General features: G+C 38.6%; 24 protein-coding genes and 6 tRNA genes. 22 read left to right on the top strand and 8 right to left on the bottom strand.

Annotated elements, in window-relative coordinates; translation table 11 throughout:
* Positions 1-77 precede the first annotated feature (77 nt).
* The 12 genes from purH to hisIE are packed head-to-tail and all read left to right on the top strand — an operon-like array spanning position 78 to position 10,454.
* Complete coding sequence (purH, locus tag H0Z36_RS04895) at positions 78-1,598, top strand: bifunctional phosphoribosylaminoimidazolecarboxamide formyltransferase/IMP cyclohydrolase (protein WP_296864123.1); 1,521 nt, start codon at positions 78-80, stop codon at positions 1,596-1,598.
* A gap of 22 nt (positions 1,599-1,620) precedes the next feature.
* A complete protein-coding gene (purD, locus tag H0Z36_RS04890; RefSeq protein WP_296864122.1) occupies positions 1,621-2,913 on the top strand; it encodes a phosphoribosylamine--glycine ligase in 1,293 nt (430 codons plus the stop codon).
* 35 nt (positions 2,914-2,948) lie between these two features.
* A complete protein-coding gene (locus H0Z36_RS04885) occupies positions 2,949-3,611 on the top strand; it encodes a phosphohydrolase (RefSeq protein WP_296864121.1) in 663 nt (220 codons plus the stop codon).
* A gap of 25 nt (positions 3,612-3,636) precedes the next feature.
* On the top strand, positions 3,637-3,948 hold the full coding sequence (locus H0Z36_RS04880; protein ID WP_296864120.1) for a YerC/YecD family TrpR-related protein: 312 nt from the start codon (positions 3,637-3,639) through the stop codon (positions 3,946-3,948).
* The gene (gene hisZ / locus H0Z36_RS04875; RefSeq protein WP_296864119.1) at positions 3,938-5,089 is read left to right on the top strand and encodes an ATP phosphoribosyltransferase regulatory subunit; all 1,152 of its coding nucleotides are present in this window, start codon (positions 3,938-3,940) and stop codon (positions 5,087-5,089) included. The genes H0Z36_RS04880 and hisZ overlap by 11 nt, the downstream gene beginning before the upstream one ends.
* Before the next feature lie 26 nt (positions 5,090-5,115).
* Entirely contained in the window at positions 5,116-5,772 is a 657-nt protein-coding gene (hisG, locus tag H0Z36_RS04870; protein WP_296864118.1) for an ATP phosphoribosyltransferase, read from the top strand.
* Positions 5,772-7,067 (top strand): histidinol dehydrogenase, encoded by a 1,296-nt coding sequence (gene hisD / locus H0Z36_RS04865; protein WP_296864117.1) that lies wholly within the window; start codon positions 5,772-5,774, stop codon positions 7,065-7,067. Before hisG ends, hisD begins: the two co-directional genes overlap by 1 nt.
* Positions 7,060-7,656 (top strand): imidazoleglycerol-phosphate dehydratase HisB, encoded by a 597-nt coding sequence (hisB, locus tag H0Z36_RS04860; protein WP_296864116.1) that lies wholly within the window; start codon positions 7,060-7,062, stop codon positions 7,654-7,656. The genes hisD and hisB overlap by 8 nt, the downstream gene beginning before the upstream one ends.
* 32 nt (positions 7,657-7,688) lie before the next feature.
* Entirely contained in the window at positions 7,689-8,294 is a 606-nt protein-coding gene (gene hisH / locus H0Z36_RS04855; RefSeq protein ID WP_296864115.1) for an imidazole glycerol phosphate synthase subunit HisH, read from the top strand.
* Between the two features lie 2 nt (positions 8,295-8,296).
* Positions 8,297-9,031, top strand: coding sequence for a 1-(5-phosphoribosyl)-5-[(5-phosphoribosylamino)methylideneamino]imidazole-4-carboxamide isomerase (gene hisA, locus H0Z36_RS04850; protein ID WP_296864114.1), 735 nt, complete (start codon positions 8,297-8,299; stop codon positions 9,029-9,031).
* A gap of 17 nt (positions 9,032-9,048) precedes the next feature.
* A complete protein-coding gene (gene hisF / locus H0Z36_RS04845; protein WP_296864113.1) occupies positions 9,049-9,810 on the top strand; it encodes an imidazole glycerol phosphate synthase subunit HisF in 762 nt (253 codons plus the stop codon).
* Positions 9,804-10,454, top strand: coding sequence for a bifunctional phosphoribosyl-AMP cyclohydrolase/phosphoribosyl-ATP diphosphatase HisIE (gene hisIE, locus H0Z36_RS04840; RefSeq protein WP_296864112.1), 651 nt, complete (start codon positions 9,804-9,806; stop codon positions 10,452-10,454). Before hisF ends, hisIE begins: the two co-directional genes overlap by 7 nt.
* 79 nt (positions 10,455-10,533) lie before the next feature.
* On the opposite strand, the gene H0Z36_RS04835 is transcribed toward hisIE, so the two are convergent.
* Positions 10,534-12,450, bottom strand: coding sequence for a beta-propeller domain-containing protein (locus tag H0Z36_RS04835; RefSeq protein ID WP_296864111.1), 1,917 nt, complete (start codon positions 12,448-12,450; stop codon positions 10,534-10,536).
* Between the two features lie 252 nt (positions 12,451-12,702).
* Here H0Z36_RS04835 and H0Z36_RS04830 point away from each other — a divergent pair, with 252 nt between their 5' ends.
* On the top strand, positions 12,703-12,834 hold the full coding sequence (locus tag H0Z36_RS04830; protein ID WP_296864110.1) for a hypothetical protein: 132 nt from the start codon (positions 12,703-12,705) through the stop codon (positions 12,832-12,834).
* Between the two features lie 47 nt (positions 12,835-12,881).
* On the opposite strand, the gene H0Z36_RS04825 is transcribed toward H0Z36_RS04830, so the two are convergent.
* Positions 12,882-12,965, bottom strand: a tRNA-Leu gene (locus H0Z36_RS04825).
* A gap of 188 nt (positions 12,966-13,153) precedes the next feature.
* Between H0Z36_RS04825 and allB the strand changes: the two genes are divergently transcribed.
* Both allB and H0Z36_RS04815 read left to right on the top strand, forming a co-directional pair.
* A complete protein-coding gene (gene allB, locus H0Z36_RS04820) occupies positions 13,154-14,584 on the top strand; it encodes an allantoinase AllB (protein WP_296864109.1) in 1,431 nt (476 codons plus the stop codon).
* Positions 14,585-14,617: 33 nt separating this feature from the next.
* Positions 14,618-15,178: a cysteine hydrolase gene (locus H0Z36_RS04815; protein ID WP_296864108.1), complete on the top strand. Its 561-nt coding sequence runs from the start codon at positions 14,618-14,620 to the stop codon at positions 15,176-15,178.
* A gap of 52 nt (positions 15,179-15,230) precedes the next feature.
* Here the strand turns inward: H0Z36_RS04815 and H0Z36_RS04810 are convergent, their stop codons facing one another.
* The 3 genes from H0Z36_RS04810 to H0Z36_RS04800 form a co-directional block, all read right to left on the bottom strand.
* On the bottom strand, positions 15,231-16,214 hold the full coding sequence (locus H0Z36_RS04810; RefSeq protein ID WP_296864107.1) for a GGDEF domain-containing protein: 984 nt from the start codon (positions 16,212-16,214) through the stop codon (positions 15,231-15,233).
* 132 nt (positions 16,215-16,346) lie between these two features.
* On the bottom strand, positions 16,347-17,504 hold the full coding sequence (locus H0Z36_RS04805; protein ID WP_296864106.1) for a DNA polymerase IV: 1,158 nt from the start codon (positions 17,502-17,504) through the stop codon (positions 16,347-16,349).
* 76 nt (positions 17,505-17,580) lie between these two features.
* Positions 17,581-18,384 carry an N-acyl homoserine lactonase family protein gene (locus H0Z36_RS04800; protein WP_296864105.1) on the bottom strand — a complete coding sequence of 268 codons (804 nt, stop codon included), beginning with the start codon at positions 18,382-18,384 and terminating at the stop codon, positions 17,581-17,583.
* Between the two features lie 523 nt (positions 18,385-18,907).
* Between H0Z36_RS04800 and H0Z36_RS04795 the strand changes: the two genes are divergently transcribed.
* The 7 genes from H0Z36_RS04795 to H0Z36_RS04765 all read left to right on the top strand — a co-directional run bounded on the left by H0Z36_RS04795 (position 18,908) and on the right by H0Z36_RS04765 (position 21,883).
* Complete coding sequence (locus H0Z36_RS04795) at positions 18,908-19,765, top strand: methyl-accepting chemotaxis protein (RefSeq protein ID WP_296864104.1); 858 nt, start codon at positions 18,908-18,910, stop codon at positions 19,763-19,765.
* A 132-nt stretch (positions 19,766-19,897) separates the two neighbouring features.
* Complete coding sequence (locus H0Z36_RS04790) at positions 19,898-20,938, top strand: glycosyltransferase (RefSeq protein WP_296864103.1); 1,041 nt, start codon at positions 19,898-19,900, stop codon at positions 20,936-20,938.
* 495 nt (positions 20,939-21,433) lie between these two features.
* Positions 21,434-21,507, top strand: a tRNA-Gly gene (locus H0Z36_RS04785).
* A 7-nt stretch (positions 21,508-21,514) separates the two neighbouring features.
* A tRNA-Arg gene (locus tag H0Z36_RS04780) sits at positions 21,515-21,591 on the top strand.
* 5 nt (positions 21,592-21,596) lie between these two features.
* A tRNA-His gene (locus H0Z36_RS04775) sits at positions 21,597-21,673 on the top strand.
* A 50-nt stretch (positions 21,674-21,723) separates the two neighbouring features.
* Positions 21,724-21,798, top strand: a tRNA-Gln gene (locus tag H0Z36_RS04770).
* 9 nt (positions 21,799-21,807) lie between these two features.
* A tRNA-Lys gene (locus H0Z36_RS04765) sits at positions 21,808-21,883 on the top strand.
* A gap of 140 nt (positions 21,884-22,023) precedes the next feature.
* On the opposite strand, the gene H0Z36_RS04760 is transcribed toward H0Z36_RS04765, so the two are convergent.
* Genes H0Z36_RS04760 through H0Z36_RS04750 form a run of 3 tightly spaced genes read right to left on the bottom strand, consistent with a single transcriptional unit; the run spans position 22,024 to position 24,605 of the window.
* Entirely contained in the window at positions 22,024-23,142 is a 1,119-nt protein-coding gene (locus H0Z36_RS04760; protein ID WP_296864102.1) for a site-specific integrase, read from the bottom strand.
* Between the two features lie 21 nt (positions 23,143-23,163).
* Positions 23,164-24,261, bottom strand: a complete 1,098-nt coding sequence (locus H0Z36_RS04755; protein WP_296864101.1) for an ImmA/IrrE family metallo-endopeptidase — start codon at positions 24,259-24,261, stop codon at positions 23,164-23,166.
* The gene (locus H0Z36_RS04750; protein WP_296864100.1) at positions 24,258-24,605 is read right to left on the bottom strand and encodes a helix-turn-helix transcriptional regulator; all 348 of its coding nucleotides are present in this window, start codon (positions 24,603-24,605) and stop codon (positions 24,258-24,260) included. The genes H0Z36_RS04755 and H0Z36_RS04750 overlap by 4 nt, the downstream gene beginning before the upstream one ends.
* Positions 24,606-24,762 lie beyond the last annotated feature (157 nt).

Raw genomic sequence — 24,762 nt, 5'->3', positions numbered from 1 at the left:
AGCATAAACACTGGGGTTCTACGATTGCAAATATGATTTAAGTTAACAGAACTAAAGAAAAGGAGAGGGGAATTAAAATGAAGCGTGCGCTTATAAGTGTTTCAGATAAAAATGGTGTGGTGGAATTTGCTAAAGGTTTGGAAAGATTAGGCTATGAAATAATATCAACCGGCGGGACTTATAAGGTTTTAAGTGAAGCTGGGGTAAAGGTGGTAAAAGTATCTGATATTACCGGATTTCCGGAGATATTAGACGGAAGGGTTAAAACCCTTCATCCTATGATACATGGTGGAATTTTAGCCCGCAGAACCGAAGAGCATTTGAAACAGCTTGAGGCTAATGGAATTGGAACTATTGATATAGTAGCAGTTAATCTTTATCCTTTTAGGGCTACTATTGAAAAACCTGATGTGACTTTAGAAGAGGCTATTGAGAATATTGACATCGGTGGGCCGGCAATGATAAGGGCAGCAGCCAAAAATTATCAGGATGTAGTAGTTATCGTAAATCCCGACTATTACGGACCGGTTTTAAAGGAACTGGAGATGGAAGGAGAGGTAAAACCGGAAATAAGGCTAAAACTTGCTATGGAAGCTTTCAGCCATACGGCGGCTTATGATTCGCTGATAAGCCGGTATCTTGCAGGCCTTATCGGTAATAAATTCCCGGATAACCTGGTTTTTGCCGGAGAAAAGGTATATGAGCTGAGATATGGCGAAAATCCTCATCAGAAGGCGGCTTTTTACCGGGATACGATGCCGGGAATCGGGCTTCCTGATGCAAAAAAGCTGGGAGGCAAAGAACTTTCTTATAACAATATAATTGATGCCGAGGCTGCCTACAAACTGGTTAACGAATTTGCCGAGCCGGCCTGTGTTATTATAAAACATACTAATCCATGCGGAGCAGCTTTAGGGAAGACCCTGCGAGAAGCTTTTGATAAGGCTTTTGCCGCTGATCCGGTATCTGCTTTTGGCGGAATTGTAGCTTTTAATCGCAAGGTGGATTTAAAGGCAGCCGAAAAAGCGGCCGAGTTTTTTATGGAAGTAGTTGTTGCCCCAAGCTATGAAGAAGATGCTTTGGAATTCTTAAGGCGCAAGAGCAATCTTCGTATATTGGAATTGCCGGCTGTGTCTGAAAAAGGATTGGAAGTAAAAACCGTAAAAGGCGGATTTGTAGTTCAGGAAAGTGATAATTTTGATGTCAATCCAGATAATCTTAAAGTGGTAACTTCTATTTCTCCTGTCCCTTCTGAACTTGATGATTTGCTTTTTGCTTTTAAAGTTGTGAAACATGTTAAGTCTAATGCGATAGTCATAGCTAAAGATGGCATGACTTTAGGAGTCGGAGCAGGACAGATGAATCGGGTAGGTGCTGCCCGTATTGCCTTAGAGCAAGCTGGGGATAAATGTAAAGGGGCAGTTATGGCATCTGATGCCTTTTTCCCGTTTAAAGATACAGTGGAGTTGGCTGCTAAGTTTGGTATAAAGGCGATAATCCAGCCGGGTGGTTCAGTAAGGGATGAGGAAAGTATTAAAGCCTGTGAAGAGAATAATATAGCTATGGTATTTACTGGAGTAAGACATTTTAAACATTAGAAAGGTTCTGGAGGGAATTAAGGTGGGTAAAAAAGTTCTGGTAGTTGGACAGGGTGGAAGGGAACATGCTCTGGTATGGAAGTTGGCCTTGAGCCCTGAGATAGATAAGATATATGCTGCTCCGGGAAACCCCGGAATAGCTGAACTGGCTGAATGTGTCGAAATAGGGGTTGATGAAGTTTATAAACTTGCCCGTTTTGCTGAGGAAAAGGGAATAGATCTTACTGTGGTGGGCCCGGAAGCCCCTTTAATGGCTGGCATAGTTGATATTTTTTCGGAAAAAGGGCTTTTGATATTTGGACCTGCTTCAGAAGCGGCACGTCTTGAAGGGAGCAAGGTTTTTACCAAAAACCTCCTTGAAAAATATGGTATTCCTACTGCCGCTTATAAAACCTTTGCAGATGCAGATGAGGCATTGAATTTTGCCCGCAAGTTTACCGAAAAAGGCCAGAAGGTGGTAATAAAGGCTGACGGCTTGGCAGCAGGAAAAGGGGTAGTAGTGGCAGAGAGTTTGGAAGAAGCATCTGAAGCCATTGAAAATATTATGAGAAAGAAGACATTAGGCGAAGCTGGAAATCAGGTAGTAATTGAGGAGTTTTTGTCCGGAGAAGAGGTCAGTGTATTTGCCTTAAGTGATGGTAAGGATTTTGTTGTTTTAGCTGCTGCTCAAGACCACAAGCAGGTTTTTGATGGGGATAAAGGTCCTAATACAGGAGGAATGGGTGCTTATATTAATCCTCCTTTATACGATGAAGTTCTAGCAGAAAAGGTAAAAGATAGGATTATTGCGCCAGTAATTGAGGCTATGCGAAAAGAAGGAGTGCCTTATACAGGAGTGCTTTATGCCGGCCTTATGGTGGAAGATGGGGACCCTAAAGTATTGGAGTTTAATGTCAGGTTTGGAGACCCGGAGGCCCAGGTTATTCTTCCTATGATAAAAGGTGACATATTTCCTCTTTTCTTTAAAATAGCAGAGGGGACATTAGGAGATTTCAAAGTGGAAATGGAAGAAGGAAGCTGTGTATGTGTTGTTTTAGCTTCCGGCGGTTATCCTGGTTCATATGAAAAGGGAAAGACCATTACCGGTATAGATAAACTTAATCCTGATACCATGATTTTTCATGCGGGGACTGCTTTAAAAGAAGGAAAATTGGTGACTAATGGAGGCCGGGTTTTAAATGTGGTATGTCGCGGGAAGGATATAAAGGAAAGCGTAGACAAAGTATATAAAGAAGTTGAAAAGATAAGTTTTGAAGGCATGCACTACCGGCGTGATATAGGATATAAAGCATTATTGCGGGAAGGTTTGAATTGAATGCAAGATTTAAGCGTGAAAGGTGAAAAGAGATAATGATTACATTAGAGCGGGTAAAAGAAAGCCGGGTTCTAAAACAGTATATGATAAGTGGCAATCAGTATATAGGAAATATAGGTGCTATTGAGCATAATATGAAGCATGCAGAATGGACTGCCAATTTATGCCGTGATATTTTGTTTAAGGTAGGTGCAGATGAAAGAGAAGCAGAACTGGGAGCTATTGCCGGATACTTGCACGATGTAGGCAATTTGGTTAATCGTTATGGGCACGGATTATCCGGGGCAATGATTGCTTTTTATGTCCTTTTAGAATTGGGTATGGATTATGGAGAGATAGCTACCATTATGGGTGCTATAGGAAATCATGAAGAACAGGCAAAGGGAAGCAGTGTAAACCGGGTAGCCGCAGCCCTTATTTTGGCGGATAAATCGGATGTTCACCGTTCGCGGGTAAGAAAGAGGGATAAATCGGCTTTTACCCAGCGGGATCGGGTAAATTTTGCGGTAACCAGATCTTATATAAAGGTGGAAAATGATAAAGGGCTTATTTCCCTGATTATGAGGATAGATGCTGAAGTATGTTCAGTTATGGAGTATTTTGAGATATTTTTAACTAAAATGATGATGTGTCGCCGAGCGGCTAATTATTTAGGTTATGAATTTGCTTTGGTGATAAATAACCACCGGCTTTTATAATTTTTTCAGGTTAGGAGGAATAGCTTTGGCTTACTTCCCTAATTGGCGCGATGAAAAGACTGATGTTCTGGTTAAGGCTTTTTTGTCGCTTAAAAATGAAGATGATGTATATCGCTTTTTGGATGACATCTGTACCATAAGCGAGATTAAAGCTATGGCGCAAAGACTGGAAGTTGCTCAGCTTCTGATGGATAACATCACCTACAATCAGATAGCTAAAGATACCGGGGCTAGTACAGCTACCATAAGCCGGGTAAAAAGGTGTTTGGACTATGGTGCTGATGGATACAGAAGAGTTCTAAGATATTTGAAAGAGGAGAAGCAGGATGAAGAATAAGAAGATACCAAAAGGATTAAGAGATTTGCTGCCGGAGGAAGTAAATAAGAAAAGGGCTATTGAAGAAAAATTGAGAAAGCTTTTTGTAAGCTACGGATACAAGGAAGTTATAACCCCTACTTTTGAATATCTGGAGGTTATAGAAACCGGGGCGGGCAATATAAGAGAAGAATTGTTCCTTTTTATGGATCGGGAAGGTGGAATCCTTTCGCTGCGTCCGGAGATGACAGTTTCTATTGCCCGCTTTGCAGCTACCCACCTGGAAGATGAAGAATTTCCCCAGCGTCTTTATTATAATGCCAATGTTTTCAGACATGTCCAGCCTCAACTGGCCAGGTATCGGGAATTTTGGCAAATGGGCATTGAGCTTTTAGGTGCTTCCGGAGTGTGGGCAGATAGTGAAGTTATAAGTCTGGCAGTTAGGGCATTAAGGGAAATAGGAATCAGAGATTTTAAGGTAAGCATAAACCAAATAGGAATATTTAACAGCCTTTTAAATGACGGAAAACTTTCTGATGAACATAAGGAAAGAATAAGGTATCTCATTGAGAGCAAAGACCTGGTAGAGCTTTCCCGCTACCTGGAAAGCCTTGAGATAGATGATGAACTTAAAGAAACTTTAGCTAAAATGCCGGTTTTACATGGGGGAGTAGAAATTTTAGATAAACTTTCTTACCTTAATAAAAATAAAGGAGCGTATGCTGCTGCTCAGGATCTTTTGCATATATATGAAGCCCTTAAGGCATGTGGAATTATAGAACATATTGTAATTGATACCGGGATTTTACGGGGACTTGATTATTATACCGGCATTGTTTTTGAAGGATATTCTCCCGATTTAGGATATGGTCTTTTAGGAGGTGGGAGGTATGACAACCTTCTGGGCAAATTTGGTTTAGACAGGCCGGCTACTGGATTTGCTTTAGGTGTAGACCGCTTGGCTCTGATTCTTGATGGTGAAAGAGGAGAAGAGGAATTTTATCTGGTAGGCGGAAGTGAATTGGGCAAGGTTATGCAGAAGTGTGAGGAGCTGAGGGCTAAAGGATATATTGTAGAGATGGATGTTGACAAAAGGAGCCCCGAAGAACTTAGAAAAATGGTTGAAACCAGAGGAAATTGCCGTTTGCTTTATATAGATTAATTTGAATTGTATGGAGGAATATAAAAGTGAACCAGGATTATTTAACTATTGCTTTATCAAAGGGGACTTTGCTTAAACCTACGGTGAAGCTTTTAAAAGAAGCGGGGATGCCAATTACAGGGATTGATGAGGAAAGTCGGGCTATGGTTTTTACTTTTGAGGAAGAAGGCATCAAATATATAATGTGCCGACCTACCGATGTTCCTACCTATGTGGAACAGGGGGCGGCTGATTTAGGTATTGTGGGCAAGGATGTAATTGTTGAACAGGGAAAGGATGTTTATGAGCTTTTAGATTTGGAATATGGGTACTGTCGCTTTGTAGTAGCAGTGCCGAAGGAAAAGGAAAATATAAAGCTTAAGGAGCTTAATTATAAACGGGCAGCTACTAAATTCCCAGTAGTAGCTGAGAACTTTTTCCGCAGCCGGGGGTTGCAGGTAGAGATTATAAAACTTCACGGCAATGTTGAGTTAGCTCCTATAATGGGAATTGCGGATATGATAGTAGATATAGTTTCTACCGGTCGTACTTTAAAGGAAAATAACCTGGTGGAACTAGTAAAAATAATGGATTCTACTACCCGCTTAATATGCAACCGGGTAAGTTACCGGACTAAACATGAAAAGATTCAGCCTCTCCTTAAGGTTTTAAAAGATATAACGAAGAAAGGTGGTAGTAATTGATGAAAATGAGAAGACTTAAAGCAATGAGCAAGGAGTTAAATCTGTTTTTAGAATCTAATCTGGCAGATTTAAAGAAATATGAAGAAGGGGTAGCTGAAATCGGACAGGAAGTTAAGGCCCGGGGAGATCAGGCAATATTCGACTTTAATCTCAAGTTTGACAGGGCAAATATAAATCATGAAAATTTTCTGGTAAGCCCGGAGGAGATTGAAGAAGCTTATGAACTGGTGGATGATGAATATGTTTTTGCCCTGGAGGCAGCGATAGATAACATAACTTCTTTCCATGAAAAACAGCTTAAAAATTCGTGGCTTGGCACAGATGAAAAAGGCAATATAACCGGGCAGATATACAGGCCCTTGGAAAGAGTAGGTATATATGTGCCGGGAGGAACAGCTGCTTATCCTTCCTCTGTGCTTATGAATGCTATTCCTGCCATGGTTGCCGGAGTAAAAGAGATAGTTATGGTAAGCCCTCCTGACAGCCGGGGCAAGATGAATCCCTACACTTTGGTAGCTGCGGCTGAACTTGGCTTAACCGAAATATATAAAATGGGTGGAGCCCATGCTGTTTTTGCTCTGGCATGGGGAACTGAAACTGTCCGCAAAGTTGACCTTATAAGTGGACCGGGCAATATTTATGTGACTATTGCCAAAAAAATGGTTTACGGCGATGTAGACATTGATATGCTGGCAGGTCCAAGTGAGATTTTAATTGTAGCGGACGGCAAAGCTGATCCGGTTTATGTTGCGGCTGACATGATGTCCCAGGCAGAACACGATGTTTTGGCCCGCAGTATTTTAGTTACTGATAGCAGTGAGCTTTTAGACAAAGTGGAAGCAGAACTTAACAGGCAGATTCAGTATTTGTCCCGGAGAGAAATTATTGAAAAATCGCTTAATGATTATGGAGCTTTTGTTTTAGCTTCCAATATGAATGAGGTGTGTGAGGTTGCCAATCAGGTAGCTCCTGAACATTTAGAGCTGATGGTGGAAAATCCTTTTGATTACTTGAGCAAAATTAAGAATGCCGGAGCTATATTTATGGGCAAGTATACGCCTGAGCCGGTAGGTGATTATTATGCCGGACCCAATCACATTCTGCCTACGGGAGGAACGGCAAGGTTTTATTCTCCGGTAACAGTTGATACTTTTATGAAGACTTCCAGCATAATTTATTATTCTGAAGCGGGAATTAAAGCTAGTGCAGATGACATAATAAAACTGGCGGAAGTAGAAGGACTCACTGCCCACGCTAATTCGGTAAGGGTAAGAAAGGAGAGATTTAATGATTAAGGACAGCAGGATAGCAGAAGTGCAGCGGAAAACTGCGGAGACCGAAGTTTTAGTCCAGTTGGATTTGGATGGTACCGGCAGTCACCAGATTGATACCGAAATTCCCTTTTTAAGTCATATGCTTACTCTTTTTGCTGTTCATAGTTTATGCAATTTGAAGGTAACTGCTCGGGGAGATATTGAAGTTGATGACCACCATTCGGTAGAAGATATTGGAATATGTTTAGGAGAGGCACTGCGCAAGGCATTAGGTGATAAAAGAGGAATAAACCGTTATGGAGAAGCTACCGTTCCTATGGATGAAGCTTTAGCAAGGGTGGTTATAGACCTTTCCGGACGGGCTTATCTTGCATATAATGTGGATTTTAAAAGGCATACAATAGGCAATTTTGCTCTGGAGAATATTGAGGAGTTTTTCAGGGCAGTAGCCAATAATGCAGGAATGAACCTGCACATTGACCTTATCAGGGGAGAAAATGCCCATCATATTGCCGAAGCAGTTTTTAAAGCTTTTGCTAAGGCGCTAAAGATAGCAGTTGATTATGAGCCGCGCATAGAAGGAGTATGGTCATCTAAAGGAAATTTATAATTAAAGCTTTGCATAAGGTGGAGGAATAAAATTTGATAGCTATAATTGATTACGGGATGGGAAATCTGGCTAGTGTTAAAAACGGTTTTGCCAAGGTGGGGTATGAAGCTTATATAACTGATAAACCAGAAGAAATAGTTAAGGCTGAGAAGGTAGTCTTGCCTGGAGTAGGTGCTTTTTCTGATGCTATAAGAAATTTAAAGAAATCAGGGCTTGATGAAGTTATTAAAGAAGTTATAAAAAAAGGAACTCCCTTTTTAGGTATTTGTTTAGGAATGCAGCTTATTTTAGGCGAAAGTTATGAAGACGGGTGTCATCAAGGTCTGAATATCGTAAAAGGAAGGGTAATTCGTTTTGATTTGCCTGAAAACTATAAAGTTCCGCATATGGGCTGGAACAGTGTAAAAATAGCGGGAGAGAGCCGCCTTTTTAAGAGGATTCCCGATAACAGCTATTTTTACTTTGTGCATTCCTATTACGTAGTGCCTGAAGATAGAAGCTGGGCAATAGGAGAAACTCACTATGGCATAAATTTTGTTTCAGCTTTGGAAAAAGAAAATGTTTTTGCTACCCAATTTCATCCTGAAAAATCGGGAGAGATAGGACTTAAAATTTTGCGTAATTTTGGAGAGATGTGAAAATGATTATATATCCGGCAATTGATATAAAGGATGGCAAATGTGTAAGGCTGGTGCAGGGAAAAGCTGAGGATAAAAAGGTTTATGCCAATAATCCTGTTGATATGGCGTTGCATTTTGTGCAAAAAGGAGCTAAATATCTGCATATAGTAGACCTGGACGGAGCTTTTGCTGGGAAACCTCAAAACCGGGAAGCCATAAAATCTATAGCTGAGAAAGCATCTATCCCTTTTCAGGTTGGAGGGGGGCTGAGGACTGAGAAAGATGTTGAGGAAATTCTTGGTTTAGGTGCTGCGCGGGTTATTATTGGAACCCGGGCTGTTTCAAGCCCTGACTTTGTCAAAAAGCTTCTGGACAGGTTTGGAGAAGACAGAATTGTCTTAGGAATTGATGCCCGTGATGGCATGGTGGCGGTTTCCGGATGGGTGGAAACTGCTGCGGTAAATGCCGTTGATTTTGGAATAAAGATGCGAAAGTTAGGTGTTAAAACAGCGATAGTAACTGATATTTCCCGTGACGGCATGTTAGGGGGGCCTAACTTTGCCTTTATAAGGCAAATGGCTGAAAAGACCGGGCTTGAGGTTATAGCTTCAGGCGGGGTTTCTAGTATTGAAAACATTAGAGAGCTTAAAAAACTGGAAACAGTTGGAGTAAAAGGTGCTGTAATCGGCAAAGCATTGTACGAAGGGAAGGTTAAATTAAAGGATGCTTTGCTGGCAGCTGAAGATAAAATCTAAAAATCTGGAGGACTTTTATGTTGGCTAAAAGGATAATTCCCTGCCTTGATGTCCATGCGGGGAGGGTAGTTAAAGGAGTTAATTTTGTAGATCTGCGTGATGCCGGAGACCCGGTTGAGTTGGCATCTTTTTATGACCGGGAAGGGGCGGATGAACTGGTGTTTTTAGATATAACCGCATCACATGAGGGAAGAAAAACCATGGTAGATGTGGTTCAGAGAACGGCAAGGGAGGTTTTTATTCCCTTTGCCGTAGGGGGCGGAATAGGGAATATCGATGATATAAGGGTTATGCTTAATGCAGGTGCAGATAAGGTTTCCATAAATTCAGCAGCGGTGAGAAATCCGGAACTGATTACCGAAGGAGCCAGAAAATTCGGTAGCCAGTGCATAGTGGTAGCTATAGATGCTAGACAGATAGGATTTGAAAAATGGGAAGTATATATAAACGGAGGACGCGTTCCTACCGGCTTGGATGCAATAGAATGGGCAAAAAAAGCGGAGAAACTAGGGGCTGGAGAGATACTCTTGACCAGCATGGATAAAGACGGAACCAAAGAAGGATATGACTTAAACCTTACCCGGATTATAAGCGAAAATGCAGGGATACCGGTTATTGCCTCCGGCGGAGCAGGGAATCTTGAGCATTTATACGAAGGATTAACAGAAGGCAGGGCAGATGCAGTTTTGTGTGCTTCAATTTTTCACTACAGGGAATATACAATAAAAGAAGCCAAAGAATATTTGGCTTCTAAAGGGGTGCCGATAAGATTATGCTAGAAAACTTAAAATTTGATGAAAATGGACTTATTCCTGCCATAGTGCAGGATTATAAAACGGGTCAGGTTTTAATGCTTGCCTATATGAATAAAGAATCTCTTGAAAAGACAGTTGAAACTAAAAAAACCTGGTTTTATTCCCGCAGCCGCAAAAGGCTGTGGATGAAAGGGGAAGAGTCAGGACATATCCAGGAAGTTAAGGAAATGAGATATGACTGTGATGCTGACGCTTTGCTTGTAAAGGTTGAACAGACAGGTGTTGCCTGCCATACCGGACATTACTCCTGCTTTTACCGAGATATTGAAGGTGAAGAAAAAGAAGAAGCATTATTTGATGAGAGCAAGATTTATGCTTCAGGAAGAGAAGGTCCGGCTATTCTCTACGAGCTTTATGAAGTTGTAAAAAGCCGTAAGGAAGAAATGCCGGAAGGGTCTTATACTACATACCTTTTCAGTAAAGGAATTGATAAGATCCTTAAGAAGGTAGGCGAAGAAACGGCTGAAGTTATAATTGCCGCTAAAAATTCGGATAAAGGCGAATCTGTCTATGAAATTTCAGATTTAATTTATCATCTTATGGTTTTAATGGTAGAAAAAGATATAACTTTAAGCGATATTTTTGCTGAACTTAGAAAACGAAGATAATTTGAAAGCTGCCTTTTGGCAGCTTTCAAATCTTATTTTGCCTATTCAAGCTTTTTAGATTAAAATACCTTTTCAGAGGTTATTGCAGTTTCAAAGTGTTTATAGTATTAAGGCTGTTAATGTTATGTGCTTTTATCATGCCGGGAGATATGGTATAAAGAACATCACCTATATATATAATGCGCTCGACGTTTTTATCGCTTTTATACCAGTATTCTCCAGCTTTTTGATAGTCTTCTTTGTCAAGATGGGTGATAGTTCCTTTAAGTTTAAATCCGTTTTTAAGGTCGATATTATATATATATGCCCCCTGGAAGGCGAATGTGCCGTATGCAGGTATTTGTCGGTCTGGTAAAATATCTTTTTGTTTTATTTGCATTACGGTGACCGGAAAAGCCAGGATATTTTTATCTTTGGAAAACAGCAGAGCTCTATGGTTGCGCAAAAGTTCTGATTCAGTGCCTCTGTCTCCTATTACCACCTTGCTTATTTCTACCGGATTATTCACATCAGTTACATCAAATAAGGCTATTTTCATCCCTTGATAAAAAGCTTGCCCTTTTATTTCGATAGTATCTTTGCCAAAGCCTATGATGTGATTTTCATCATAAGGATGCAGATAATCGCTGTATCCGGGTATTTTAAGTTTTCCTAGTATTTTTGGCTCTTTTGGATTTTTAAGATCGATTACAAAAAGCGGGTCAACATTTCTGAAAGTAACCATATAAGCACGTTTCCCCATAAAACGGGTAGAATAAATCCTTTCTCCTGGGGCTATACCTTCTAATTTCCCTAAAATTTTTAAATCTTTATCCAATACATAAAGGTTGTTTTTAGAAGTATATTCATCGTTTCTCCACATATCACCGCTGGTTGTGGCTATACGGAAAGTTCCCTGATATTCATCCATAGAAAACTGGTTTAATATGCGTCCTTTAACTTCCCCTTTCCCTTCATAATTGGTTTTGCCGTTTTGCAGGGCGAATTTGTAGACAAGGGTTTTAGATTCTCGAATTTTATTTGGTTGATTAGTATCTGCCATTATATGGTAAACAGGCTCATGAGTTAAGGCAATGTAAAGATGTTGAGCTGAAGCATATATATTTTCGCTGTATCCCAGATATGCATTTACATCTGCTGGGTTAACGGTGTCATCAATATTAAATCCAGCAACTATTATATAGGATGGATAAATGTTGTCTGGAAAATATCGTATATTTTCACAGCCTATTTCTTTAAAGCTGTTATCATTTTTTTCATTGGTATCTCGGTAAGCAGGAAGTTCGATTTTTTCTGATTCTCTAGACCAGTAAATATGACGATTGCATACCAGATAGACTGATTTTCCTATTTTGCGAGAGGACAACATATATCCCTTAATTTCTATCTCTCGAATTTTTTCTGGTTTATAAGGATTTTTCAGATTGTATATTATGGCTTTGGCAGAGGTGAAACTGTGAGGCGGGGGATAAATCTTTATTTCCGCCTTTGGCATTGGAGTTATCGGATTATAATGGCCGCTTCCTAAAACTATTAGATAATTGCCTTCTAAATATAACTCCTGGGCGTTAAAACCAGGTTTTTCAAATCTTATTTGGGAAACCAGCTGCATTTGGTCAGCAGGGAATGCTTTTATGATGTTTACCCTGTCATTATTTACCTTATATATATATTTGCCGTCAGTCTTAACTATATCAGATTCATCAACACCTGCAACCTGGATGTTGGTGGAAGAAAAATCAGCACTTGATTCTTCGTTGATAGATTGAGTCGCAGATTTTACCCTCTCAAACGTGGTTTGCACAGAGTAATCAGGGATTGAGTCTTGCAAAAGGCTTTTGAGATTGACTATGCTTCCTACGCGAGGGAGGTCTTTTTCAATATTTTGATCGGTATCTTTTGTGAAGGATGCGTATATTTTTGCTCCTCCGGCTAAAAATAGAGAAACAAAAAGAATTATTAATCCGGTAAAGATACAGCTTTTGTTTTTAATCATTTTTTCCCACTCCTTTCTGTAAGATTATACGCAATAAACTCGACAACCTTACACTAGGTTAAAAAGAGGAATAGATTGGGAGAAGATTAACTCCTTTCCGAAAGTTAACGGCTTTATACTATGTTGAGGGAATAGAACAAAGGAGTTTTTGAATATGCGCTATCTAAAAAATATCTTAAGCGGTATTTTACTGGCTTTAATTTTGGGTGTTATATTTATCTTTATTATTGGGAAATAGGGTTTAAACAGGCTGTGAAGGATAAAATAGGCGGGAAAAGGCATAATAAGTATCTCAGTTCTTCCCGCAAGGCTATGAGCAAGAGCGTGGTGCTTAATGTGAGCGGCAAGAGCATGGAAGATTTGTGGAAAGAGATTGAGGCGTAAAATTAATTAAAAAAAGGAGGATTTGCCTCCTTTTTTATTTTTATGTATGGTGCGGATGAAGGGACTCGAACCCCCACGGATTACCCGCCAGATCCTAAGTCTGGTGCGTCTGCCAATTCCGCCACATCCGCACTATATAAAGTAATTATACAACAATATTATAACTGCATATAACCTTTATTTCAACTTGGTTTTATTTACATAAAAATACAATTTAACTATAAAATACTGCAAAAAATTTTGCAAAAAAAATGAGATAAGAGAAAAACTACAATCAGATTTATTGTTTAAGCTTAATGTTAAAAAGGAGATGAAAAATATGCTTGATACCATAGTCAAAAATGCCTTGATTCCTCAGGGAGATGAACTGGTAAGAGCTAATATTCTGGTGGAAGATGGGAAAATAGTCGGCATTACCAGAAAGGAATTTGAGGCTAAAAATGTTATCGATGCTGAAGGGAATATGGTTTTACCCGGATGTATTGATTCTCATACTCATTTTATGGATCCCGGCTTTACTCACCGGGAAACTTTTACTACAGGCTGCCGGGCAGCTGCCTATGGCGGAGTAACTACTGTAATTGACATGCCTTGCTGCAGCGTTCCATCTGTAAGAGGGGTTCCTGAAATGGAGAATAAACTGGAAGCCCTAAAACCGCAGGCTCTTATCGATTTTGCCCTTTGGGGCGGAGTTACCGGAGAAGATGTAAGGGAAGAAAAGCATTACCGGATAGTTAGAGAACAGGCTGATGCAGGAGTAGTTGCTTTTAAGGTTTATATGACTCCTTCGGTGCCTTCTTATCCCCGCGTAACAGATCCGGAAATGCTAGAAACTTTTAAAGCAGTAGCTGAAACCGGTTTACCGGTAGGAATCCATGCTGAAAACTTCTCTATGACTGATTTTTATACCCAGAAGTTTATTAGAGAAGGCAGATTGGATGCTCCGGCCTGGGCAGAGGCCAGGTCAATACTGGCAGAAAAGGTAGCCATCGAACTTGGAATAAGCTTTGCCGAAGAAGTGGGAGCAAGGCTTCACATCGTCCACATGAGCACGGGAATAGGTGCTCAGCTGGTTGGTGAAGCTAAGATGCGGGGCTTGGATGTAACTTCTGAAACATGTCCCCATTATCTGGTATTGAATTATAAAGATGCTATGAGCGAATATGGCGCTTTTGCCAAGATTGCTCCTCCCCTTCGCACGGAAGAAGATAATGAAATGCTGTGGGAAGGCTTAAAAGATGGCAGTGTTGACTTTGTTGCCACCGACCATGCCCCTTATGAAATAGCTACTGAAAAGGCTAAGGCTGGTATGACTATTTGGACAGCTTTTCCTGGGATTCCTGGGGTTGAAACTATGGTGCCTATTTTAGTAAGTGAAGGATACAATAAAGGGCGCTTGACTTTGTCCCAGTTGGTAGATGTTTTGAGCCGCAATGCAGCTATTCATTACGGTATTTACCCTAAAAAAGGTGCTATGTTTATAGGTTCAGATGCTGATTTTACGGTTATTGATTTAGATCGCGAATGGGTAATCAATAAAGAAGATCAGCAGAGTATGGCTAAGTATACGCCGCTGCACGGAATGAAATTAAAAGGTAAAGTGGTAAAAACGATAGTACGCGGAAAAGTGGTATTTGATGAAAAGAAAGGTATAGTAGCTACTCCAGGTTATGGACAATTTGTTAAACGCCAGACTATAAGCAAGCTTGATAAGGTTATCAGATTTTCTTCTGTTAATGATGTTTTTTAAAGAATATATAAAATTATAAGGAGGTTTCAGATTATGCCGGAAAGACATTGTATTACTATAATTGACATGCTTAATGACTTTATAGGACCTAAAGCTCCTTTAAGATGTCCTGCAGGTGAAGAAATAGTTCCCAATCTGCAAAAGTTGGTTAAATGGGCACATGAACATGAAAATGTGCGGGTAGTTTTTGTCCAGGAAGCCCATCGCAAAAATGATGCTGATTTTAAAGTGAGGCCTGTGCATGCCGTAAAGGGCACATGGGGTTCCGATTTTATTCCTGAATTAAGGCCTGATGAAGAAAAAGGAGATTATATTGTTCAAAAACGGAGACACAGTGCGTTTGCCTATACCGACTTAGATTTGTATCTGAGGGAAGAAGGCTGTGATACGGTGGTTGTAACAGGAGTATGGACTAACGTTTGTTGCCGTTCAACTGCTTCTGACGCATTATATCGTGCATATAAAGTTATAGCGATAAGCGACTGCAATGCTTCAGCTACCGAGGAAATGCACCAGGCAGGTTTAAGGGATATGGCCCTGTTTGCAGAGGTTATTACCCTTGATGAATATATGAAAAAATATGACTACTTGTAAATAAAATAAAAAAATTTTTTAAGGGTCTTTGTATGTTATAACAAAGACCCTTTTACTTTTTATCCAGGTTTTTTTCTGCATACATACGTTTGTCTGCCAGTTCTACCAGAAGGTAAGGATTATCAGCTTCATTGGGGTATACAGCGGTTCCTATGGATACACTTGTAAAATAACCGAGATTAATAATAGCGTTACGCAGGCGTTCAACTATGCTTTGACAGGAGTTATAGTTTATTTCGGGCAGAATTATAGCAAATTCATCTCCTCCGTAACGGAATACCATATCGGAATCGCGGATATTTGACAGTATGGCATTTGCCACCTCTTTTAAGGCTTGATCTCCGACCAGATGGCCTTTTTCATCATTCAATTTTTTAAAATCATCCAGATCCAGCATGATGAGGCTGAAATGGCTTACAGGGCTATCAGCAGATGTTAAGATGTGAAGGACTTCAAAGAAGATTTTGTGATTAAAAAGCCCTGTCAAACCGTCCCTGGAAGCTGCTGAAGTTAAGATTCTGAGTTCATCATATATAAGCATATTGGTAAAAATAGCTATAAAAGATACAGTAATTGCCAGGTGGATAAAGGTTCTGGGATGGCAATTGGTTAAAATTCCCAAAAGAAAAATGATTACCCAGCTTAAGGCAACCGCTCTAAATAATTTTTTTCGGGAAGGGTGTACGGCGAAAACCAGCAAAGGGAAAGCAAAACCGAATATGAAAGGGGATTGGAAGCCCCCGGAAAAATAAGATACTATAAACACCATGGCATTATCACTTAAAGCGGTAGTCAGATTAGGATATGAGAGTAAAGGCTGAAGGGATGGAAAAATTAAAATTGTTCCTGCATAGGTTATTAATAAAGCCATGATGGCTAAAAGTTTTATATCATAGGCAGGTTCAATTAACAGGTAGAAAAATAATCCTATAATTAGGACTATTAATCTTAACCTGGATATAAGCTTTTTTTTATGCAGTTTATTTGTTTCCTGCCATATTAATTTTAAGTTGTTTTCCATGTTTTTTATATTCATAAGGTTTACCACCTTAATAATTTATCCTGGTGAATTGAAGTTTATTTTAGAATATAAGTTAAAAATGTTCAAGAAGTATTTCCGAATAATTTCCAAAATAGAGTTATATTGTTATAACTATGTTGGCTGTTTTTATTTTATGTTATCGTATTTCAGGAGACTGGCCGGCATTATTTTTGCTGACGGAAATCTGGCTTTTAATTCATCTACTGTTTGATCAAGATTATCAGCTTTAAAATCGAATAGATTAGGCTGTTCTGCTATATTGCCAACTAGATTGCTGGTTTTTATACCGATGAGCCGTATTTTTTTGCCTTTTATATTTATTTTTTTTAGAAGACTATGGGCTATTTCAAAAATAACCAGATTTTTATCTACCGGCTCATCTAAAGTTTGGCTGCGGTTTAAGGTGGTAAAGTCAGAAAAACGAAGTTTAAGGGTTATGGTTTTAGCCTGCAATTTTTCCCCGCGCAGCCTTTCACCTACTTTAATGCTCAGCCTGAGCAGGATTTTATTTATTTCTTCCATATTATTTATATCTATCGGGAGAGTTATTTCCTGGCTTACAGATTTTGCTCCCTGGTAAGGCTCAACAGGCCGGGTATCTTTTCCTTCAGCCAGCTGGAGAATAAAATCAGTATTGGAACCCAGAATTCTATTTAATATATTTTTTTCGGTTTTGAGAAGGTCTTCAATAGTATATATACCTATATTATTAAGGCTTTTAACAGTATTAGGACCTATTCCCCATATTTTTTGTACCGGCAGGGTGGGGAGAAGTTTTTGTACCATATCGGGTGTAAACATGAGAAGTCCATCAGGTTTAGAAAGGCTGCTGGCCAGTTTAGCCAAAAATTTATTATCGGCTATGCCTATTGATATAGTCAGGCCTATTTCTTCTTTTACCCTTTTTTTTATTTCCAGGGCTATTTCAAGTGAAGAGCCGAAAAGGGTGTGACATCCTTCTACATTTAAAAAAGCTTCATCTACCGATATTTTTTCAATTAAAGGTGTATATTCTTCTAAAATAGAAAATACTTTTTCAGATACTGCTATATATTTTGGTATGTTGGGCTTAATAAATATTCCTTCCGGACATAACTTAAAAGCAGTAGAAACAGGCATGGCGGAATGTACTCCGTATTTTCTTGCCTCGTAGGAACAGGTTGCTACTACTCCTCTGCTTCCGGGAAGAGCTCCAATTATTACCGGTTTGCCTCTTAGATCCGGATTGTCTCTTTGTTCAACTGAGGCATAAAAAGCATCTAAATCACAATGCAGTATATCCATAACTATCCCTCGAACATATGTTTGAAAAATATTATAACATAATTTCAGTTTGGGGAGGGCATAATTTTTTTAAAAGTTATATAGTTTCTGTTTTAAAGAGTCTGGGGTCATGCGAGTTTATAGAAAAGTTGCTTTTCTTTTCTATTTCAGATACAGGAATAGATTCAGGCTCTGGAAGGTTAAAAGCCTGTTTTGAGATAAGAAATTTTTTGATGTCTTGACGGATATTTTCTTGCCAGAAGAGATGTTTCCCAATGCCCTGGCGGTATTTTTCCCAGAATTCTTCAGGTATATTTTTCCACCATTCGCCGTAGTCGAATAAAGCATCACCGATTAGAGCAACTTTGCCTTTGTTGGTATTTACTATTAAAGCTTGATGTCCGGGGGTATGTTTATTTGTAAAGCATATTTCAATTCCTGGCCTTAATTCCAGACTACCATTTAACAGTGTAAAGCGGGAAAGATAGGGCATAAAGTGGCGTGGACAGAAAGAGGTTTCTGCATATACAGGCATTTCTATAAGTTTTTTTAGTTCTAAGGCTTGTAAATAAAACTGGGCTTTAGGGAAACAAGGTATTCCACCAGTATGATCCCAATGCAGGTGGGTTTGGATTACCATAGAAATGTCATCAGGATGGATTCCTTTATCATATAGAGCATTTAAGAGTTCTTCTTTTTGTGTTCTTTCATAAGTAGACTTGGAGCCTGGAATAAAAGAAGGGTCAAAACCTGTATCAACCAGTAAATTTTCTCCATCTTCACTTTGGAGGAGAAAAATGAAGCTGGGAATTTTGACGGATTTTTTGAAGAAATTATTTCCACTGGCTAATGTGATGATGAAAGAGCCGTTATATATGGGAGTTATTTTATAATTCATCATATTATTCCCTCCACATTTTATTTAAAATATTTATTATGAAGACAAAAAATTATGTTTTATATTTTTTCTTTTGGTTTGATTTTTCCTTCTCGGGATAAAAATAAACCGAAGGGTAAAGGTTATTTCCCTTCGGTTTATTTTTAGCTAAATTAAATCTTCGTCTTCAACATTCTGATCGATAACCTGGTAAAGGTTTTTATCTAAGGCATCTTTCATAAGAGGGTTGTTGCAGATTATATCCTGCAAATAGGCTATTCTTTTGGAAGAAGTATTATTATTTTCTATCTTTCCTCACCTCCCTTGTATATAGTTTACCCAGTCGTGAAAGTTGTATTAGTTTTGTAAAGATTATAAATGAATTGTTTTTTGTGTAAATAACTGAAACGGGTTTTTTATCTGACATTTTTGGTATAATTTAAGGCAGAATGAGGAAAAGGCTGGTGATGACGGGGGAAAGCATGATGTAATTATTTTAAAGGTGGAGTTTTTTTAGGAATAAATAGCGACGGGGGGATGGAGAAGGATGATAAATGTGGCTATTGTCGGATTGGGAGCAGGGGGAACTTCAGTTTTAAAGGCAATACACGGAATGAATAATATTAAGGTCTTAGGAGTATGCGATGTTAACGAAAATGCACCAGGAGCGATACTGGCTAGGAGAGAGGGAATCCCAGTATATACTGATATAAACGGAATATTTGCTTTGCCGGGGCTTAATGTTATTATTGAAGCTACTGGAAATTCAAAAGTGGAGCAAATTATATATGAAAATAAAAAAGAAAATGTAGCAGTAATAGACTCACATGGAGCTAACCTGATGATGACTATGGTAGAAGCCCGGGAAGAAATGATAAAAAGGCTCCATGATGAAGCGCAGAGGCTTGCTGATATGGCAGCCGAAATAACCGCCACTATGCAGAATGTAAGCCGAGTGGTGGAAGAAGTAGCGAATTTTTCCCAGGAGGTAGCTTTAAGGGGACAAACTTTAGTTGATTTGGGCAATACTGCTTCTATGCATTTAGGGGAAACAGGAGAAGTGCTTAATATTATAAGTGCAACGGCTAAACAGACTAAACTGTTAGGCTTTAATGCAGCTATTGAAGCAGCTCGCAGCGGTGAACACGGCAAAGGTTTTGCAGTAGTAGCTGATGAGGTGCGAAAATTAGCGGAGAATAGTTCAGCTTCAGTAAAGAAAATTTCGGAGATACTGGGTAATATTCAGGATTCGGTTGAAAAAATTACTAAAGGAGTTAATGTAGCAGCTGATGTGGTGCAAAGGCAGGCGGATTTAACGCAATCGGTTTTTGCTAACATTGAGCAGTTGGAGGCTATGGCGGAAGAATTGGATCGGATGGCCCGCAATTTGGCAAACTTGTCGTGATTTTAAAAATAAGGCTTGAATAAATTTTCAGGCTTTTTTTTAAGATATTGTTTTGTGGGTTATAATAAAATCTATCTTAACTGTTTATACTGTTTTCAACCGATAAAAAGACTATTTTTAGTGGGGGATCTTGTGAAAGAACAAAACCTGGATATCCTGCTTTTGACTCCTTTTTATAAGCAGCAGAGGGGCAATGCGGTTACCGCACGCCGTATACTCGAAGGATATAAGAAAAATGGTCTGAAAACAGAGGTCCTGTCTTTGGAAGAAGAGAATTGGCCGTATAAGATAAAAAATATTTTAAAAGCTCGTAAACCTGAGCTTTTACATATATTTAATGCCCGCTATATGCTTCATGTATTAACAAAGGTTCCGGAGATAAAAGAATTTCCTTTTTTGCTTACTCTTACCGGTACAGATATAAATGATAATTTTTCGGAAATAAAGGATATGGAACAGATTTTTAATTTAGCTGAATACATAGTAGTTTTTCATTCCTATTTTGCTGAAGTATTGGAGAGAAAATATCCCTATATTTATAGAGAAAAAATAAAGGTTATACCGCAGGGGGTAAAAATTCCTGAAGTGACTGGAAAAAAAAGGCGGGATTTTGGCTGGGAAGAAAATGAAGTAGTTTTTATCTTGCCCAGCGGTCTCAGACCTGTAAAAAATATTATGCTCGCAGTTAGAGGTTTGGAAAAAGCTTATCTTTTATTTCCTCAAACCAGATTGGTTATAGCAGGAGCAATAATTGATAAGGCCTATGCGGAAGAAGTCCTAAATTATATAAAAAAACACGAATGGATAAGGTATTTAGGTGAGATACCCCACGAAAAAATTGGAGATTATTTGGCTTTAAGCGATGTGGCAATAAACTGTTCTTTAGCTGAAGGGCAGCCGCAGGCAGTTCTGGAAGCTATGGCTTTGGGAAAACCTGCGATTTTAACTGATGTTCCCGGGAATAGAGGGATAATAGAAAATTATCGGGAAGGGATTTATGTGAAGAGTGAGGAAGACTTGATGCGGGCGGCTGTTTTTTTGATTGAAAACGGGGAGCAGAGAATAGAAATGGGTAGGGCGGCAATGAATTTGGTTAAAGAAAAGTATATTCCTGAATCAGAGATTTTAAGCTATTGTGAGCTCATAGAAAGGATAATGAAGAATAAAAAATAACCTCCGCGCTTGGAGGTTATTTTTTAAGCTGAAAATAAATAGAGATCATCGCCCCAATAAAGATGTCTGAGCCCTATTTTTTGATCAGGACCATCTGCTTTGTTGAAATATTCAGAAATGTATACATCTATTCCATTTATTTTAGTCTGAATAAAATTTTCTTTTTCCTCAGGTCGCCCTAATTTCACGGACCTCATGGGCTGCGGGGGAGCTCAGGAACAAGGCTGAAATATAATATCTACAATTACTGAACCGCCGTTATCCACTATAAATTTGTGGGCTTCATTTTCTATACCGATTATTTTCATATTAAAACCTCCCATATACCCCTCAAGGGTAAGTTTACAATTTAAATTTAATATATTAAAATCGTTTTGTCAAAGATATAGGCGCAATAAAATTTTGTAGAATATTATTGATGTTTTATAAGGTCTTTAAAAAAATTAAAAAAATCCTTGCAAATGAACAACAAACATAGTATAATACTCTCTGCGGGCGGGTGTAGCTCAATGGTAGAGCCCCAGCCTTCCAAGCTGGTTGCGAGGGTTCGATTCCCTTCACCCGCTCCATTTTTATGTCCCTGTAGCTCAGCTGGATAGAGCAACGGACTTCTAATCCGTAGGTCGGGGGTTCGAATCCTCCCGGGGACGCCATTATGGTGGATGTAGCTCAGTTGGTCAGAGCACCAGATTGTGGCTCTGGGGGTCGTGGGTTCGAGTCCCATCATCCACCCCATGAAATTACCTCTTGACAGCCCCAGGGGGAATTGATATAATGCATACCGTTGGGGTGTAGCCAAGCGGTAAGGCAACGGACTTTGACTCCGTCATTCGTTGGTTCGAATCCAGCCACCCCAGCCATTAAAACATGGGTCATTAGCTCAGTTGGCAGAGCACCTGACTTTTAATCAGGGTGTCCCGCGTTCGAGTCGCGGATGACCCACCATTTTGAAAATAAGACGCCTCCGAGACCGGAGGCTTTTTTAGTGACCTTTTTATCTGGAAGAATTTTGAAAAAGGTCACATAAAAGGTCACATGAAAATAAAGCGGTAATTGCCGCCTTATTTTTATATCTGATAGGTGACCTAAAATCCTTTTAAAACTGTTTCGTCCAACCACTCTACATATTTGCGCTGGTCGTCTACTTTAGTCCTAATATAAACATCAGCTGTTATGTTAAGTTGACTATGGCCTAAAGCGTCACTTATAGCTTTTAAGTTAGCACCTGCTGTTTGCATAGCATCTCCATAGAAATGTCTTAAACCATGAAAGGTCACTTTAGGGAAATTTAATTCCTTGATAATTTGGGTAAATTTTTCACTTAGATAGTGCGGGTCGAAGCATCTACCATCTTCCCAGGCTAAAACAAATCCCTGGTCTTTATAGCCTGGCCCTAACCCGGTTTTTATGATCTCCTGTTCTTCTTGATGTTTTTTAAGGATTTTAGCCAATCCTGGTGTTAGCGGAACATATCTTTCCTGTTTATTTTTAGTAGTCCCTAAAACAAGCTTCCCGTTTTCTCTTTTTACGGCTTTATTTATGCAAATTATTTTATTCTCAAAATCAATATCATCCCACTTTAAGCCGCATACTTCCCCTGCTCTGGCACCTGTCATAGCTGCTATTGCGATAGCAATATACATAGGATGTCCTTTGGTATGTGCTAAAAGATAGGCTACTTGTTCCGGAGAAAGTGTAGTTGCTTTGTAATTTCTTTTCTGAGGAGGTTCGACTGCTGCACAGGGATTCATGCCCCAGGGGATTAATCTTGCTTTAATGGCCTGGTTAAATGCAGCATGTAATATGCGATGATGGTATAAAACTGATGTGGAGGAAAGACCTTGGTCAAGTTTTCTGTTATAATATTTTTGTATATCGTCAGGAGTAATTTTATCAAAAGGTTTTTGGCCTATTTCATCTTTAGCTATATGAACCTTGATGGTTTCTTTATAACTTTCATAGGTTCGTACAGCTATTTTTCTTTTTTTATAGGTATCAAGCCAGTATAGAAGATATTGTTCTAGCGTCATCTTGTTTACGTTAAGGTTATTATTTTTATATAAAGCTTTTAACCTCACCTCTTCAGCCTTAGCTTCAGTTTTAGAACCGTGAAAGGTGAAGACTTTCTGTATTCTTTTCCCTTCTGGAGTTTTGCCTACATCTATTACTATCCGCCAGCTATTGCCTCTTTTTTGAACAGCCAATGTGATCACTCCTTGAATTATTTAGAATGGAATATCTTCTAAAGTCGTAGCAGCTTCAATCTCATTTTCTGTTTCAATTTTGGCTTTAGCTTTATTCCAAGGTAGCAGCAGTTTATCTACGAAAAATGTAGTAGGTCTGCCGCATTTAATACAATATCTAGCATTACCAGCCGCTAAAGTTCCGCATCCTTCTTCTACAATAATAGGATTGCCATTGATATCATATCCTATTTCATCCGAACAACGATTTATAAGATATGCGCCGCATATATTGCAATAATTTCCTTCATAATTTAATTCTTCATTGCCGCATCTAGGGCAAACTATAGCTCGGCTATTTTCATCTAATTCGTAGCCATCATTGTAAATCAAATTATTACCTCCCCATTTATCAGTATTGTTATATCCAAACCATTCTAAAAATTTCCCTCCGCAAATAGGACAATAATTAGCTTCTTGAGCGCTAAAAGTATAGTGACAAGAAAGGCATCTTTTTTTGTAAATGAAACTTAAAAACTGATTGTAAATGTCAAAATCGTCGTCAAAAAGTTTGCCTTTTTTCATTCTTTTTAGTAAATGTTTTAATCTGTTTTCAGCTGCAGTTTTAGAAATATTGCAAATTTTCATTATTTCTTCTACCGAAAACAAATTTAACTTAAAAAGAACTGGCGCTGGTGCTAAAATATTAGCTGCGAAATATTCTGCTTCAATCTCAAATATTTTATATTTTTGGTTTCCTAATGCTGCCCTAGTTATCATGGCTTCTTGAGTTTCTTCTAAATGCCCTAACAAAATATGGCCAATTTCATGCATAATAGTCCATCTAATTCTTTGAGGGTTTTCTATCCAGAGAGGATTATCATTGTAAATAATTAGATATCTATTATTATCTGCATCATAAAAAGCGCATCCATCAAAACTTCCTATTATAAAAATTACTTCTTCCTCATTGAGATTATTGATTTTCCCAAATTCTGTATAAGTCATTAATTCCCAATTATCATGTTGCTTAATAAACATCTTTTCATTTACAGGTAATTGATTTACACCATGAGATATTAAAGTTTGAGCCGCAATTTGTGCAGTTCTTTTAAATCTAGGTTTTATATAACCTATCATTTTTTCCCTTCAAAAGCTTTATTGAAAGCTTTTTGCAAAAAACGAGCTAAATCTTTTCTTTGTTCAGAGGTCATATTCTGTGCGGCTCTAGCAATCGCTCTTATGTCTGGATCTCGAAACATTTCTTCTCTATTAATTTGCAATTCATCTTCTCTTCCCAGTAAATAATCAATAGATACATCAAAACAATTAGCTAATTTCGTTAAGACTTCTAAACTAGGTTTTCTGGCACCAGTTTCATACATCCCAATCATAGAAGTAGTTACTCCAATTAATTTACCTAATTGTTCTTGGGTAAGATTTTTTTGAAGTCTTAACTCTTTAATTTTTTCATTTAAATTCATACACTTCCACCTCCTGTAATTAATTTTAACTTTTTGTGTAAATATTATAACTTTAAGTTTTTTAAAATTCAATACAACTATTAGTGAAAAAAATAGAAATTAAAAGAAAAAAGCTGTCTTCTTTACATAATTTTAAAAAACAGTAAGTAAAAAGATT

It is taken from the genome of Thermosyntropha sp., assembly GCF_017656155.1.
In the GTDB taxonomy this organism is placed as follows: Bacteria; Bacillota; Syntrophomonadia; order Syntrophomonadales; family Syntrophomonadaceae; genus Thermosyntropha.
The sequence above is the reverse complement of the archived record's forward strand: the minus strand, read 5'-3'. Positions and strand labels throughout refer to the sequence as shown.